This window comes from Salinibacterium sp. 10G20-15 (assembly GCF_057365065.1).
Genome location: NZ_CP195118.1, coordinates 1214882 through 1230950, shown reverse-complemented (window position 1 = coordinate 1230950; position 16069 = coordinate 1214882). Strand labels below are relative to the sequence as shown.

Below are 16069 nucleotides of genomic sequence, written 5' to 3'. Positions count from 1 at the left end.
GGGTTAGGCCTTCGCCGTCACTGTTTCGGTGAGAGCCGGAATCACGGTCTCACCGTAGACGCGCAGCGTTTCCTCTTTGTTGTCGTGCTGCAGGTAGCCAGCGAACTGGTCGACCCCCAGCTCGCGTAGCTTCTCGAGTTTCTCGATGTGCTGCTCGGCGGTGCCCATGAGGCAGAACCGGTCAACGATCTCATCCGGAACAAACGCCGCGTGGGTGTTGCCCGCCTGACCGTGCTGGTTGTAGTCGTAGCCTTCACGCTTCTCGATGTAGTCGGTGAGAGCCTTGGGTACGTCTCCGTCGGTGCCGTATTTCTTGACGATGTCGGCGACGTGGTTTCCCACCATTCCACCGAACCAGCGGCACTGGTCGCGCATGTGCTCCCAGTCATCACCGATGTACATCGGAGCGGCAACACAGAACTTGATCGACAGGGGGTCGCGGCCGACAGCCTCAGCGGCGTCGCGCACCTTCTTGATCATCCAGGCAGCGATGTCCAAGTCGGCAAGTTGCAGAATGAAGCCGTCTCCGACTTCACCGGTGAGCTTGAGGGCGAGGGGGCCATAGGCGGCAACCCACATTTCGAGCTCTGAGCCCTTGCTCCACGGCAGCTGCAACTGGGCGCCGCCGTATTCGACCGAACGCGAGTTGGCGAGTTCACGGATGACGTGAATCGACTCGCGAAGATCCTTCAGAGTGGTGGGCTTGCCGTTGGTCACGCGCACCGCTGAGTCGCCGCGGCCAATGCCGCAGACCGTGCGGTTGCCGTACATCTCGTTGAGCGTGGCGTAGGTGGATGCCGTGACGGTCCAGTCGCGGGTGGCCGGGTTCGTGACCATCGGGCCGACGATAACCTTGCGCGTCTCGGCCAGAATCTGGCTGTAGATCACGTAGGGCTCTTGCCACAAGATGTGTGAGTCGAAGGTCCAGACGTAGTTGAAGCCGTGCGCCTCTGCGAGCTTCGCTAGTTGAACGGTTCGTGCTGCGGGCGGGTTAGTTTGAAGTACTGCTCCGAAATCCATGGTGCTCCTCGTTCGTGGTGGAAGGGAGGCCAAGGCAGCATCCGCTGGCCTCAGCCACACGGATGCTGCACGAGAACCTGTTTTAGGTGAGGTACTGGGTGAGGCCACGCTTCATGAAGCGGCCATCACCCTTCGAACCGAGGTACTGATCGTTGTCCACAATGACCTTGCCACGGGAGATGACGGTGTCGACGTGACCGTCGACCTCAAAACCTTCCCAGGCGGCGTGGTCCATGTTCATGTGGTGCTTCTTGCCCGTTGGCTTGCCGTTTTCGTCGACCGGCATACCGATCGAGGTGTGACCGTTGGGGTCGTAGACGACGATGTCGGCATCGGCACCGGGCTGGATGACGCCCTTACGGCCATAGATTCCGAACATTCGAGCGGGGGTGGTGCTCGTTAGTTCAACCCAGCGTTCGAGAGTGATCTCTCCCGTGACAACGCCTTGGTACATGAGGTCCATACGGTGCTCGACCGTTCCCATGCCGTTGGGGATCTTGCGGAAGTCCGCGAGGCCCAACTCTTTTTGGTCTTTCATGCAGAAGGGGCAGTGGTCGGTGGAGACCATTTGCACATCGTTCGTACGCAGCGACTGCCACATGGCATCCTGATGACCCTCTTCGCGCGAACGCAACGGAGTCGAGCACACCCACTTGGCGCCCTCGAAGTGGCCGTACTGCTCGCTCTGAGCGCCCAGTTGTTCTTCGAGGCTCAAGTACAGGTACTGCGGGCAGGTCTCAGCAAACACGTTCTGGCCACGGTCGCGAGCGCCGGCGATCTGTTCGACCGCTTGCTTCGCACTGACGTGAACGATGTAGAGCGGAGCACCGGTGAGCTTGGCGAGCATGATCGCGCGATGCGTCGCCTCCTCTTCCATCTCCCAGGCGCGAGCGACACCGTGATAGTACGGGTCGGTCTTGCCCTGCTCCACGAGCTGCTCGGCGAGAACATCGATGACCGGGCCGTTCTCGGCGTGCATCATGGTCATGAGGCCGGTGTCGCGGGACACCTGCATGGCCTTCAGAATCTGAGCGTCATCCGAGTAGAAAACGCCCGGGTACGCCATGAACATTTTGAAGCTCGTGATGCCCTCGTCGGGTAGCTTCGCCATGGCCTTCAGCGAATCAGGCGTAACGTCACCAACGATCTGGTGAAAGCCGTAGTCGATCGCACAGTTGCCGGATGCCTTGCCGTGCCACGCTGCGAGAGAATCCTCGATGCGCTCGCCAAAGGTCTGCACCGCGAAGTCGATGATCGCGGTCGTGCCGCCCCACGCCGCAGCGCGAGTGCCCGTCTCGAACGTGTCGATTGCCGCGGTGCCACCGAAGGGCAGCTCCATGTGGGTGTGCGCATCGATGCCGCCGGGAATGACGTACTTTCCCGTGGCATCAATAACGGTGTCGACGGATGCCGCAACATCCGTTCCAAACAGCGTGCTGCCGGGTGAAAGCACGGCTTTGATTACTTCGCCGTCGATCAAGACGTCTGCGGGGGCGCGCCCCGTTGAGCTGACGACTGTTCCGCCAGAAATGAGAGTGGTGGCCATGATTCGCTCCTCTGCGATGTCGAGTGCCTACTGTTCCCCAGGGCACCAAGACAGCCTGGGGCTGACGTTGGGCTTACTTAGGGATCGACAGGTACGCGTCAGGGCGACGGTCGCGGTAGAACTGCCAGTCGTCGCGCATCTCCTGCACGAGGTTCATGTCGAGATCGCGAATCATGAGCTCTTCATCAGTGCCTGAGCCTCGTTCGCCCACGAAGTTTCCGCGGGGGTCGATGACCTGGCTGGTGCCATAGAAGTCAACGGCTTCGTCGCCGTACTCGTTGTCTTCGAGGCCGACCCGGTTGGGCTGAAGTACGAAGTAGCCGTTGGCCACTGCTGCTGCGGGGCCTTCAACCTCCCAGAGGCGATTGGAGAGGCCGGGCTTCGTGGCGTTCGGGTTGAAGACGATCTCGGCGCCGTTGAGCCCGAGTTCGCGCCATCCCTCGGGGAAGTGGCGGTCGTAACAGATGTGAACGCCGACCTTGCCGACGGCGGTGTTGAACATGGGGAAGCCGAGGTTGCCGGGCGTGAAGTAGAACTTCTCCCAGAACTTGTCGAGGTGAGGAATGTGGTGCTTGCGGTACGAACCAAGGTTCGTGCCGTCAGCGTCAACAACGACGGCGGTGTTGTAATACACGCCCGTCATCGCTTCTTCATAGATCGGCAGAATCATGACCATGTTGAGCTCTTTAGCCAGGGCCTGAAAGCGCGTAACGATCGGGCCATCAACAGGCTCGGCGTAGCGGTAGTACTTCTTGTCTTGAGTGATCCCGAAGTACGGGCCGTAGAAGAGCTCCTGAAAGCAGATGATTTGAGCACCCTGCTCTTTGGCATCCCGAGCGAACTGCTCGTGCTTGTCAAGCATCGACTCCTTGTCGCCTGTCCAAGTGGTCTGTGTGATTGCTGCGCGAACTGTCGTCATGGTGCCTCCTGCGTTATTCGGCGTCATTGCCTTCGGTGATAAACCGGGAAAGTGACGCGCGAACGGGAACTATCCCCGTGCGTTCATTCTCCGGGTTCATCGTTTCAATCGTGTTGTGCCTATATGACGTTGTGGTTACTCATCATGGCCTCGACTGACGCGAGAGGCAATGCTCATTTGTGCTGGTGAGACCATATTGCCCAAAATTGTCTATGCAACTTAGGCATATTGCTCGCGGAAGCTACGAAGAGCGCGCAGACGTCCACACCGGCCGCGACTGCGGCGCACGAATCTCGAACGGTTGTTGAGGGGCGGCAAACACCGTGGTCACGTCGCTCGCGTACAGAACAGAATCAGGCGCACGGTCGGCCAGACCCTCAAACCCGGCTGCCGCGAGTAAACCGTCGTCGAGGTAGACCACTTCGGCCGACTGCAGGGGCCACGGCTCGTGGTGGTTGCGACAGTAGATCGTTCGTCCACGGTGAGTTTCGTGAAACGCCCACCGCGCCGTCAAGAACGTTGCCTCGGCGTCAGCCGCGAGGGAAACGCTGGCCGCCGGGTCATCGATCGGGCGCACAATGATGTGGGATGCCGCATCCGGTCGGCCATGCCGTTTCGTTTTGTAGGCAACCTGCCCGTCGCGCTGCCCGATCTTCATCGAAGCCCACTGGTAGGGCAAGCCAAAAGCTGCCCGTGCGGTGAGAACGGGGATCAGGTGCGAGGCTTCGAGCGAGAGAAAGACGACACCGCGCCGGCCCTTCTCGTCGACCGAGTAGAGCCGCACATTTACTTCGGGAAAGTCGCCGAGCCACGGGATGCGAGGCCCGCCGAAGAACGAACTCTGCGACATCTGGAACGCAATGAGCCCCACCCAGGAGCTGCCGTTGAGCGTGTCTGGGCGACACCCCTCGGGCATGAACGGGGCGACGACGGCGGGGTCTACGCGCCAGTGCAGAAAGGAGACTTCGCTCCAGCGTTGGCGCAGAATGGCAGGACCACCAAGGGGCGGCGCTTCGCGAAACATCAGGGCACCCGCCGCAAGGACGTGTGGATGTTCGACGCCGCGCGCATCATCAGCGGGGAAGCTGGTTATCGCGGCGCAGGAAGGGGCGCCACAGCACGACTTGGTCGGTGCGTTCGGCTCGCGTTCCGGCGCGCAGTGAGATCACTTCGCCGGCTTGACCCGCCGCGAACACGCGGCGACCCGGCTTGGAGAGCATCTCATCGGCCAGCGCCGTTTCGAGTTCGCGAACACGAGAGGTCAGTTCGGTGACCTGATTTTCCAGGTCAAGAATTCTCTTGATGCCTTCGAGGTTGAGACCCTCGGCGCTGAGCGCCGCGATCTCGCGCAACTGCATCACGTCGCGCATAGAGTAACGCCGCGACCGACCGCTGGTTCTCGTGGGGGACACGAGACCCAGACGGTCGTATTGTCGCAACGTCTGCGGATGCATTCCCGCAAGCTCCGCCGCAACGGCGATAGCAAACGCGGGGGTTAGCTCATCCATAGCTATTAGCTCCTGGCTCGGGCAATCAGGTCGTCCCGCGGGTTCTCTGCGGGCATCGCTTCTGCAAAGGCCTCAAGGTGCGCCAACGCAGCTTCCGGGATGCGGTTAGGCACCGCCACTTGCACTTCGGCAAGCAGGTCTCCGGTTGCTTTCGCTGTCGCGACGCCGCGACCCTTCACTCGCAATACTCGCCCGCTCGGGGTTCCCGGTGCAACCTTTAGTTTCACGGGAGCACCGCCGAGAGTAGGCACCTCGATCGTGGCTCCCAGCACCGCTTCTGAGAACGTCACGGGAACAATAACCCGAAGATTATTGCCTTCGCGTTCGAACACCGGATGCTTGCGCACCGTCACGGTGAGAACCAGATCTCCAGCCGGGCCGCCACTCGGGCTCGGCTCGCCCTTGCCTTTGAGGCGGATCTTCTGACCGTCGCTGACTCCCGCGGGAATCTTGACGTTCATTGGCCGGCCGCCTGCAGGTTGAAGCTTGATCGTCTCGCCGTTAATCGCGGTTGCGAAATCGAGCGTCGTGGTCGCGGCTAGGTCGCGACCCTTCGCGGGGCCGCCCCGAAAACCGGGACCACCGCCAGGGCCGGCTTGGCCGCCGAACATGCCACCGAGGAGGTCCTCGAAGCTCGCGCTCGACTGGCCTCCGCCGTAGCGCTGGCCGCCATAACTCTGGCCACCGCCACCGAACATGCCACCAAAGACGTCTTCGAAGCCGCCGGCTTGACCGCCCGCCTGAAAGCGAGCGCCCGAGCCCATGGCGCGAACCTGATCATACTCGCGACGCATTTCCGGGTCAGCAAGCACCGAATGGGCCTCACTGATTTCCTTGAAACGAGCCTCCGCTTTGGGATCCCCCGGATTGGAGTCCGGGTGAAACTGGCGCGCGAGTTTGCGATAGGTCTTCTTCAAGTCAGCTTCGGAGACATCCTTTGACACCCCAAGAACCTTGTAAAAGTCCTTATCGAACCAATCTTGGCTAGCCACTACACGCCACCCCCGCCCTATTCAGTGGGGCCAGAGACGGCGACCTTCGCGGCACGCACTACGCGCTCACCGAGAATGTAGCCAGGCTCGATGACGTCAGCGATTGTGTTCTCGGTTGCTTCCGGATCGTTCACGTGAACGACTGCCTCGTGGAAAGCGGGATCGAAGGGCTCGCCCTTTTCGCCGATCTTGCGCAAGCCGAACCGCTCGAAGCTCGAGTTGATCTTCTGCGCAACAAGCGCGATCGGCGTTCCCTCGAGAATGTCTCCGTGCTTGTCGGCACGGTCGAGGTCATCCAGGGCAGGCAGCATCGAGCGAACAACGTCGGCGATCACGGCTTCACGGTTAGCAACACGGTCGCGTTCTACGCGAGTACGGAAGTTCACCAGTTCGGCCTGCGCACGCAACATCTGCTCGCGCATGTCGGCAACGAGGTCCCGGCTGGCTTCCTCAAGAAGACGTTGGTCTTCTTCGCTCAGCTCGTCGGGAGCCTTGTCGGCGTCCGTGTCAGTCTCGACTGCATCTTCCGCAGCGGGCTGCCCCTCGGCTGCCGCAGATTCCTCTGCGGCAGCCGAGTCAGACGCACTGACGTCGCCGGTTTCCGGATCACTCTGACTTGCGTCGTTGATCACCGGCTCCTGGTTCTCGTCGTGGTCGTGGTTCTTGTCAGGCATTTACTTCTTGTCCGAGTCGGTTTCGTCTTCGTCAACAACTTCTGCGTCGACGATGTCCTCGTCCGAGCTCTCGCCAGCGGGTGCATCGTCGCCCTCTGCAGCGGCCTCAGGGTTCTCTTCCTGGTGCTTGTAGATTGCTTCGCCGAGCTTCTGCTGGCTTTCAGTGAGTTTCTCGAAAGCCGTCTTCACTTCAGCTTCATCATCGCCGGCAAGTGCCGTGTTGAGCGCGTCAACGTCGGCCTGAACCTCGGTCTTCACGTCTTCTGGCAGCTTGTCAGCGTTGTCGGTGATGAGTTTTCCGGTTGAGTACGCGAGCTGCTCTGCGTTGTTGCGAACTTCAGCTGCCTCGCGGCGTGCCTTGTCTTCTGCAGCGTGCTCTTCGCCCTCGCGAACCATGCGCTCGATGTCTTCCTTCGAGAGGCTTGAGCCTCCCGTGATCGTCATCGACTGCTCCTTGCCGGTGCCCTTGTCCTTGGCGGACACGTGCACGATACCGTTGGCGTCGATGTCGAAGGTGACCTCGACCTGCGGGATGCCGCGAGGTGCCGGTGCAATGCCGGTGAGCTCGAAGGTGCCGAGGTTCTTGTTGTCGCGAGTGAACTCACGCTCACCCTGGAAGACCTGAATCGACACGGAAGGCTGGTTGTCATCCGCCGTGGTGAAGGTCTCGCTGCGCTTGGTGGGGATAGCCGTGTTGCGGTCGATGAGCTTGGTCATCATTCCGCCCTTGGTCTCGATACCGAGGCTCAGCGGCGTGACGTCGATGAGGAGAACGTCCTTGCGCTCCCCCTTCAAGACACCGGCCTGTAGTGCAGCACCGACAGCGACAACCTCGTCGGGGTTGACGCCCTTGTTGGGCTCCTTGCCACCCGTGAGCTTCTTGACGAGCTCAACAACGGCGGGCATACGAGTCGATCCACCAACGAGAACAACGTGCGATACGTCAGAAAGCTTCACGCCGGCTTCCTTGATGACGTCGTTGAAGGGCTTCTGAACGCGCTCAAGCAGGTCGGCGGTCAGCTCTTCGAACTTGGCGCGCGAGAGCGTCTCGTCGAGGTTGGCTGGACCGTTCTCGGTGAGCGAGAGGTACGGGAGCTGGATGCTCGTCGAGGTCTGCGACGAGAGCTCTTTCTTTGCCTGCTCGGCAGCTTCCTTAAGGCGCTGCTTAGCGATCTTGTCGCCAGAAACGTCGACGCCGGTCGAGTCCTTGAAGCGCTGGATCAGGTAGTCAACGACGCGGCCGTCCCAGTCGTCTCCACCCAGGCGGTTGTCACCTGACGTCGACTTGACCTGAATGGTCGAGAAGTCGTCGTCCTTACCTACTTCGAGCAGCGAAACGTCGAAGGTTCCGCCACCGAGGTCGAAGACCAGAATGAGCTCGTCTTCCTTGCCCTTGTCGAGGCCGTACGCGAGTGCAGCAGCGGTGGGCTCGTTGATGATGCGCAGAACGTTGAGGCCCGCGATCTCACCGGCTTCCTTCGTGGCCTGACGCTCCGCGTCGTTGAAGTAAGCGGGAACGGTGATGACCGCGTCGGTAACGTCTTCGCCCAGGTACTGCTCGGCGTCGCGCTTGAGCTTGGCGAGCGTACGAGCAGAGATTTCCTGCGGGGTGTACTTCTTGTCGTCGATCTTCACGGTCCAGTCAGTGCCGATGTGGCGCTTGACGGAAGCAATGGTGCGATCAACGTTGGTGACGGCCTGACGCTTGGCGGTTTCACCAACGAGGACTTCGCCATCCTTGGTGAATGCGACGACGGATGGCGTGGTGCGCATTCCTTCGGCGTTTGCGATGACGGTGGGTTCTCCACCTTCGAGAACGGAAACTACGGAGTTCGTTGTTCCGAGGTCAATACCTACTGCTCGAGCCATGTGCTCTTACTCCTTTAAGCGTTTGGGATTGCGAACTTGAGTCGCGATGTATCAAGTTTGCGCCTCGCCGCCACGAGAGTCAAGCCGGGTAGCTGAAAGTTGAGTGGGAGAGACTCAAGGTTACAGCGAGAGCCCCGCCGCTGCGTGGAATCCACGGCATCAGCGGGACTCACGCCATGAGCTCATGCCCTTAACGAAGTAAGGCGCGACGAGCAGGCTGGGCCCGACGCCCAGCGCGCTCGTCGCGCCTCTCGCTCGCTGCGGCTACTCGGTGAGCGCCAGGACGCGCTTGCCCCCGCCACGTACCCGACGTGCAGGCAGGAGGAGCAACAGTCCACTCAACAAGAGCAGTCCAGCGAGCAGGCCCCCGAGCGCGATGTTCGAGCCGGTAAAGGCAAGCATCAGCGTCGTTAGCCCCTGAATGACCGAGCGCTCGCCGAAGGCGGGCAACTCAACCGTGGAAGCAGTACCCGTTGATGGGCGGTACTCGGCATCAACCGTCGCGAGATCAACCCTCGCGGTGTACGTTCCCGCCGGCAGGTTCGTGAGTTCCCACGCGCCGTTCTCGTCGGTGGTGACGCGCACGGTGACGGGGCCGTTCGGGCCGTCCCACACGACATCCAACTCAGCGTTGGGGATGCCGCGGTCGCCGCTGTCGCGAACACCGTTACCGTTCGGGTCGTCGAACACAACACCGTTGAGCGTTGCACTACCGATCACTACAAAGTCAACATCGAGGAGCGTCTCCCCCGAGACGAGCGTTGCCGTCGTCTCAGAAAGCACGTCGCCATCGAGGTCTGAGCTCGGAACATAACCTTCGGTCAGCGTTGTGGGGTCATACGAGACCTTCACTTCGCCAGCGGGAAGCCCCTCAGCGAGGTAGTTACCGTTCTCATCCGTGGTGGTCGTGACAACGATGTCGTCCTCGGTACCAAACACTCCGTCAGCACCGGGGCTCGTGACGATCATCTCGATGCCGGGAAGACCAGGCTCGTTCGTGCCCTGCACTCCGTCGTTGTCGACATCGAGCCACAGCAGGTCGCCGACTCCCGCATCACCACGGTAACCGAAGTCCTGATCGAGGTTCTCTTCAGCGCCAGCGAGCGAAAGCTCGGACTGGTCATCAGCCCCACCGTCGGGGTCAGCCGTCGAGGTCAGCCCCGCGGGCAGTCCCGACAGTTCGACAGTGAAGAGCCCTGACGGCAGGTCCTCGAAGAGGTAGTTGCCGTTCGCATCCGTCTTCGTACTCGATTCAACGTCGTCGGTGTTGCCCAGGATGCCATCGAGGCCCGCCCAGGTCAGCGTCACCCCTACCTCGGCGATGCCGGACTCGGTCGGGTCAACGATTCCGTCACCGTTCTGGTCGAGCCAGACAGTGTCGCCAATCTTCCCCGTGCCCACGTAACCGAAGTCGATGTTGTCGAGGTCGGTCGCTGCCGGCAGCGCGATGGCGGTCGTGGAGTTAGGGCCAACACCGGATGCCCGAGTCTCAGCCGTCGGCTGGTTGGGACCAGCATCCGCATCGAACGTCGGCGTCACACCAGCAGGCAGCGTCGTCGTGTCAACTGTGGCGGTGTAGTTGCCCTCGGGCAGACCCTCGAAGAGGTACTCACCGTTGGAGTCCGTGGTTTCCACGAACGTGACGTCATCGCCGCCACCCGCTACGCCATCCGGACCGAACCAGACCAGAGTGACCTCGGCGCCGGACAGACCGGGCTCGCCCGCATCCTGAACACCATCCTTGTTGAGGTCGAGCCACACCGTGTCGGCGATGCTCGAGTCTCCTGCGTAGCCGAAGTCCTGCATGAGGTCAGAGCCGACCAACGTGACCGCAGACTCTTCGTCGGGCGACGTTGTTCCACTGTCGTTGTCAAAGGTCGGGCTGAAGCCAGCCGGGACACCGCTGACAACCTCGACGATGTAATTGCCGTCAGGAATGTCAGTGACGGTCCAGTTTCCGTTGGGGCCGGTGGTCGCCGTAAAGACCACATCGCCCGCAGCGCCAGCGCCGCCCTCAACACCATCGGTTCCGAGGTAGGTGACGCGGATGCCCACGCCCGCCAATCCGGGCTCGTCGGCGTCTTGCACGCCGTCCTTGTTGCGGTCCCACCAGACGCGGTCTCCGATAACGGAGGTCACGTCGTAACCGAAGTCAACGTCGGTAACTGCCTGACCGACGGAGAGCGATACGGGAGCTTCGGAGTCGTTGTCGCCGTCGCGGTCGTAGCTGTTCGTTGCGCCAGCGGGCAGACCGCCGGTCACCGCGACCGAGAAGTTGCCCGGGAGCAGGTTCGGGAAGCTGTAGAGCCCGTCGCCGTCGGTGGTGGTAGTGAAAACTCCGTCGTCACCGCCGCCCAATACGCCGTCTTCGCCGAACCAGGTCAGCTCAACGTCTGCGCCGAAGATTCCGGGCTCGTCGGCGTCTTGAACGCCATCGCCGTTGCGGTCGATCCACACGTAGTCACCAATGGATGCGGTGCCCGCGTAGCCGAAGTCTTGGTCGACACGGTTCTGGCCGGCCGTCAATGACGTCGTGGAGGTCGCACTCGTTCCGCCATTGGGGTCGGAGACAACGTCGTAGCCTGCGGGCAGGTCGCTCACTGAGACGGTGTACGGGCCAGCAGGAAGCAGGCCAACCGTGTACGCGCCAGCGGCATCCGTCGACGTTGTGTACGTGATGTTGTCAGCGGTCGTCGCGAGGTCGCCATCGAGGCCACCGAAGACTACCGTGACGGTCGCACCGGGCAGACCGGGTTCGTTGCTGTCTTGAACGCCGTCCTTGTTCTGGTCGAACCAGATGAAGTCACCGATCGAGCCGGTTCCCGTGTAACCGAAGTCGACGTCGCGCTTCTTGTCATTCTCGGCGAGGGTGCCCTGCCAGATGCCGTTAGGCGTAGCGGTGGTGCCATCGAGGTCATAGCTCGGCGCCATACCGGCGGGGAGCGTGGATGCGTCCACGGTCACACGGTACGTGCCACCGGGCAACTGGTTGACGAGGTACTCGCCATTGCTGTCAGTCGTGCGAGTGAAGGTTTCGTCGTCGGCGTTACCGAAGACTCCGTCTGCTCCCGCGTAGAGAACCGTGACGCCAACTCCCTCGAGAGCGGGCTCGCCAGCATCCTGCACACCGTCGTTGTTGACGTCGAACCAGATGTAGTCACCGATCGACGCAAGGTCGAGCTCGACGCTGACGACATCCGGAGTCACGTTGTCGTAGTCCTTGTAGTCGATGCCGGAAACCTGATCGCCGGGGGCGACACCGAAGTAGTGAGGAATATCGGCGGTGTTGATAACTTCCTGCGCCGCGACGATCTCACTCTCTTCGTCAACGATGGGCATCGTTACCGTGTACGTGATCGTGACAGACGCACCAGCGGCAATCGGGCCAGCAATGGTCCAGCCGAGTGTTCCGTCAGAGGGGTCGATGTCGGTCGGGGTTACTCCCACAACACCGGCAGAGGTGTAGTCCGTGACTCGAGGGTCAGGGGTGTCGGTAACCGTCACATCGTACGCAGGCGCGTTACCCGTGTTGCGCACCACAATTGTGTACTCGAGTTCGTCCCCGGGCTTAGCACGACGGGTGTCGCTGTCGCCGACCTGACCCGCAACGTCCTTATCGATCGTGAGCCGCGGCTCAATGATCGAAACGTTGGCGGTCGACGGCGTGCCCACCTTGTCGAAGTCGCCGGGCGCCGGAACGGTCGTCGGGGTTCCCGTGATGGTGTCGGTGTTGTTCCAGTACGGGCGAACCGTGTTGGTCACCGTGTTTCCGGATGCCGCAGCGGTCGTCACGATGCCGGTGTAGGTGATTGTGACGGTACGCGCTTCGGCCGCAGCCGGGTCGATGTCGCCGATGAAGTAGCCGACGGTGCGGTCGGTCACGGTTGGTGATCCGATCAGTACAGCGGACTCCGCACAGGGAGTACCGGCCTGGTCGCAGGTCGAGTCGAGGAACTGGCCGAAGCGCACGTTGGTGGGCATCGTGTCGATGATCGTGGCGTCGTAGGCAACGACATCCTTCGGGATGGTTACGTCAACGGTGTAGGTGATGACTTCACCGATCGTGCGGGTGCCGGGCGACGCCGACTTGCTGACGCCCAACTCGGGGGCGCGCAGCGTGAGGTCGTCGTTGGCCTGGTAGCCGTTAGCTTCGGTTCCGAGCGGCGAGAGCGCTGTGCGCTCGTTCGGATTGCCGCCCCGAATCGACGACGTAATCGCGTCGACAGTGTTCACGATCGTCGCACCGCTCAAGAGCGGGTCGACGACACGAACGTTGTAGCTCAGGTCGGGGCCCTGTCCGCGCAAGATTGATGCAACAGTGAAGGTGATCGTGCGCTCGCTCTCGTCCCAGATCCCACCACCGGGCAGAGTCTGGTCAGTCGTGACGGGCACATTACTGGCATCAACCGGCTGAACCGTGTTCGGAACATGGTCGACGACCGTGGTGTCGTACGCCGTCGAAACGTTAGCCGCGTTACTGTTGCGCAACTCGAGCGTGTACGTCACGATCTGGCCGGCTTCGACCTGACCGTCAACAGCATTGCTCTTCTTGGTGATGTTGATGTCGGGCTCGACAATTCGATTCGAGACCGTGTTGCTCGCTACCGATCGCGGAGTTCCCGAGGCCGCGTTGGCGGACTGCCACGTGAAGGTAGCGCTGTTGTTAATGGTGTTGCCGCGCACGGGGCCAGCCACGTCAAGCACTCGAGCATTAATCGTCAGAACCACATCATCGTCGCCGCTGTTGGCGGGGTTGACGTAGTTCTCCCCCAGTCGTGCCGTAACGGTTTGGCCAGACACACTAGCGTTCTGAGCGCTGCCACCGTTGATAGTGAAGGTAGGGGTACCCACGATCGCGAGTCGACTATTGACGGTGTCGGTGACCGTCGGGTTGACATAGACGGTCGACCCCTGGGGGATCGTGGTCGTCACGGTGTAGGTGATGACCTCACCGATTGTCGCTTGAGTTCCCGCGTTGTTGCCGGACTCGGAAACAGATGTCGTCGTCGACTTGACCACAACGGGCAGACGCAGGCTCGTGCGGGCCGCGTCCTTCGCCTCGACGCTATTGGCAGCATTCTCGAGCGCAGGATCGATGTTATTGACGGGCACGTAAACCTGCGGGGTGCCCGTGTTGGTTTCACCCTCGTAATTGCGCACGCCCGCGGTGTTGAGGAACACGTCGCCGGCGGAAGAGTCAGAGGGAGTCACGACGTCATAGGTGACCGTGGCACTGCCCCCGGGAGCAATCGAGGCGATGGTCCAATTGATGGCACCCGAAGCACAGACGCCAGAGTTGCTTATGTTGGATACGTCATCCGCGCACTCAATCAGTGAAGGCAACACGTCGCGCACGGAAACGTTCAATGCTTCTTGGCTACCCGAGTTGCTGACCACTACCGCGTACGTCACGCGGTCGGTAGCCTGAACCGTGAGCTCATCGACCGGGGCGCCCGAAACCGGGCTCGTGTTGAGGTGCGTGATGCCCTTGCTGAGCGTGACGATCGGCTTCTCCACAAGAGTGTCGGCCTGGTCCCGCAGCTGGAACACATTTCCTGCCGTGTTCTCGTACGTCATCTTCATGATGTTGGCGGTGATGTCACCGTCGGTGATCGCGGCCGGATCAGTGATCTTGGCCGTGACGAGAACTTGGAAGACTGTTGCCGCATCCACGTCGCCGATGTTCCAGGTGAGGAGCGGGTCGCCAGCGATGTTGGCGAACGTGACACCATCGGTGTCAGTAACCGTGCTGGCCGCGGTGTATTCGAAGCTTTCATACGTGAAACCTGCGGGCAGGAAGTCATTGACCTGGTTGTCGAGAGTGTCGAGGCTGCCCGGGAAGGTCACGGTCAGTTCGTAGCAAACGCGGTCGCCGGGGTGGAAGGGGCCCGTGACGGTGTCACTGAAGCTCAGGCCAGTCGCGTCGGCACAAGTGGTCGCGATCGAGGCGGGCGCGGCGACCTTCTTGTCGATCTCAATGCCGCGGGCAGTTTGGCCGGCGCTCGAGTCATCAACAACGGGCAGCTCAGAAGTGCTTCCGTCGTTCGCGGTGATAATTGTCGCGGTGGCGCTGAGGTCGACGCTGTTGGTCCACGAGTCGTTCGAGCTGACCGGACCGCCGCCATTGCGGTAGTTTTCGCGCGTCTGGGTCGTCACAGTAATCTCGCCCGAGTCGGATGCTGCGGCGAATGCGTCGGCATCCCACGTGACGGTGATCGTGCCATCCGTGTTCGTAACGACAGACTCCGGGGCGAGCGAGCTCGAGACGTAGTCGAGGCCATCCGGAATCGTGTCTGTCACGGTGATGATGCTCGTTGACAGAGCGTATTCAGACGACTGGAACGAGAGCGTCCACACGGTCGTCGCGCCCTGAGAGATGGATGTCTCGTCAGCACTCTTCTGGATAGCAACGTCTTCAGCGGTGATCGTCGCCGAGGCGTCATCCGTGTAGACGGTGCCGCCGTACGTGCCGGTCGCAACCGCGTAGTTGGTGAGCGACTGCTCGTCTTCGGTGAGGTCGCCGGTGTTGTTGTCGAGGTTTGCGGTGGCTTCGCCGTCGATGTCAACGTTCTCGCGCAGCGGGATAGCGGCGGCGTACTTGATCGTGAGCGTGGCACCGGCAGCGATCGTGCCGAGCGACGTCCAGTCAACCTTGGTGTACACGTCGTTGGGCAGTGGGCCGCTGCCGTCAGGGTCAACCGTGACAGTTTCGGAGGTCGGGACGAATCCGGCGCAGTCCACGGTCGCGGGAAGCGGGGTGTCATCGATGCGGCCCGAACCCGGGTACTCCTCGGTTGCTGCAGCGCTATTGTCCTGGTTGCTGCAGCCGAGGAACTCGAGGCCAGCAGGCAAGTAGTCAGTGATGGAGAAGTTGGTGGAGTCGTTGACACTGTTGTTCGTGATCGTCAGCGTGTAAACGGTCTTGTTGTCGTGCACACCACGCTGCAGCTCAGCCTCAGTGCTGGGCTCTGCCTTGTCGAGAACGAAGGGAACGAGAAGAGTCGTCGACTCCGCGGCATCCCAACCCGTGCGGCTGCTCGTGATGACGTTGCCCGTGGTCGGGTTGAACTTGACGAGTACGCGAGGGTTCGAGTTGACGAACGCCTCGGCTTCGCTCGTGAAGCTATCGCCGACGTCGTAGGTGGTTGTGTTGTAGGAGAACGAGTAGGTCAGTGGCACGACGACTCCCGACGAGAGGTCTGCCACGTTGTTCCAGATGAGCTTGGTCGCGCCGCCCGCCAGCGCGATGGTTTCACTCACCGGGTAGGTGGAGTCTTCGAGGGTTGCCCCCGCAGGCAACACATCGGTGAAGGTCAAGTTATAGGCGTTGCTTCCCGAGGTCTGCTGCGCGGAGAGCGTCACCGAAACGTCGCTGCCGTAGAGCGTCGAGGCGCTCACCTGTCGAGTGAGTTCGACATCCGGCGTACCGGCGGCGGTAGCGACCGTGGCGGGAACCGTAATTCCAGCGGCCAAGAGGGCAGCAATGAGCAAAGAGCGCAGCAAAAACTTCACGGGGTAAGAGCCTTAAAGATTGACCTAGG

9 protein-coding genes are annotated in these 16069 nt (G+C 61.4%); all 9 read right to left on the bottom strand.

All coding sequences use genetic code 11. The annotated features are described in order from the left end of the window. Positions 1 to 3 precede the first annotated feature (3 nt). The 9 genes from ACR3YK_RS05925 to ACR3YK_RS05885 all read right to left on the bottom strand — a co-directional run bounded on the left by ACR3YK_RS05925 (position 4) and on the right by ACR3YK_RS05885 (position 16040). Positions 4 to 1020 (bottom strand): TIGR03842 family LLM class F420-dependent oxidoreductase, encoded by a 1017-nt coding sequence (locus ACR3YK_RS05925; protein WP_486176282.1) that lies wholly within the window; start codon positions 1018 to 1020, stop codon positions 4 to 6. Between the two features lie 82 nt (positions 1021 to 1102). Beyond that, the gene (gene hydA / locus ACR3YK_RS05920; RefSeq protein WP_486176281.1) at positions 1103 to 2566 is read right to left on the bottom strand and encodes a dihydropyrimidinase; all 1464 of its coding nucleotides are present in this window, start codon (positions 2564 to 2566) and stop codon (positions 1103 to 1105) included. Positions 2567 to 2639: 73 nt separating this feature from the next. Further along, positions 2640 to 3485, bottom strand: coding sequence for a nitrilase-related carbon-nitrogen hydrolase (locus tag ACR3YK_RS05915; RefSeq protein ID WP_486176280.1), 846 nt, complete (start codon positions 3483 to 3485; stop codon positions 2640 to 2642). Between the two features lie 241 nt (positions 3486 to 3726). Beyond that, positions 3727 to 4509: a YqjF family protein gene (locus tag ACR3YK_RS05910; protein WP_486176279.1), complete on the bottom strand. Its 783-nt coding sequence runs from the start codon at positions 4507 to 4509 to the stop codon at positions 3727 to 3729. Between the two features lie 49 nt (positions 4510 to 4558). After that, positions 4559 to 4993, bottom strand: coding sequence for a heat shock protein transcriptional repressor HspR (locus ACR3YK_RS05905; protein WP_486176278.1), 435 nt, complete (start codon positions 4991 to 4993; stop codon positions 4559 to 4561). 5 nt (positions 4994 to 4998) lie between these two features. Continuing rightward, the gene (locus tag ACR3YK_RS05900; protein WP_486176277.1) at positions 4999 to 5985 is read right to left on the bottom strand and encodes a DnaJ C-terminal domain-containing protein; all 987 of its coding nucleotides are present in this window, start codon (positions 5983 to 5985) and stop codon (positions 4999 to 5001) included. 17 nt (positions 5986 to 6002) lie between these two features. After that, complete coding sequence (locus ACR3YK_RS05895) at positions 6003 to 6659, bottom strand: nucleotide exchange factor GrpE (RefSeq protein WP_486176276.1); 657 nt, start codon at positions 6657 to 6659, stop codon at positions 6003 to 6005. Beyond that, on the bottom strand, positions 6660 to 8528 hold the full coding sequence (dnaK, locus tag ACR3YK_RS05890) for a molecular chaperone DnaK (protein WP_486176275.1): 1869 nt from the start codon (positions 8526 to 8528) through the stop codon (positions 6660 to 6662). Positions 8529 to 8792: 264 nt separating this feature from the next. Beyond that, entirely contained in the window at positions 8793 to 16040 is a 7248-nt protein-coding gene (locus ACR3YK_RS05885) for an SdrD B-like domain-containing protein (protein WP_486176274.1), read from the bottom strand. Positions 16041 to 16069 lie beyond the last annotated feature (29 nt).

Excerpts from the sequence above, each read along its gene's own strand:
- ACR3YK_RS05910 (WP_486176279.1), bottom strand. The coding sequence starts at position 4,509 with ATGTTTCGCGAAGCGCCGCCCCTTGGTGGTCCTGCCATTCTGCGCCAA.
- ACR3YK_RS05915 (WP_486176280.1), bottom strand. The coding sequence starts at position 3,485 with ATGACGACAGTTCGCGCAGCAATCACACAGACCACTTGGACAGGCGAC.
- ACR3YK_RS05905 (WP_486176278.1), bottom strand. The coding sequence starts at position 4,993 with ATGGATGAGCTAACCCCCGCGTTTGCTATCGCCGTTGCGGCGGAGCTT.
- ACR3YK_RS05925 (WP_486176282.1), bottom strand. The coding sequence starts at position 1,020 with ATGGATTTCGGAGCAGTACTTCAAACTAACCCGCCCGCAGCACGAACC.
- dnaK (WP_486176275.1), bottom strand. The coding sequence starts at position 8,528 with ATGGCTCGAGCAGTAGGTATTGACCTCGGAACAACGAACTCCGTAGTT.
- ACR3YK_RS05895 (WP_486176276.1), bottom strand. The coding sequence starts at position 6,659 with ATGCCTGACAAGAACCACGACCACGACGAGAACCAGGAGCCGGTGATC.
- hydA (WP_486176281.1), bottom strand. The coding sequence starts at position 2,566 with ATGGCCACCACTCTCATTTCTGGCGGAACAGTCGTCAGCTCAACGGGG.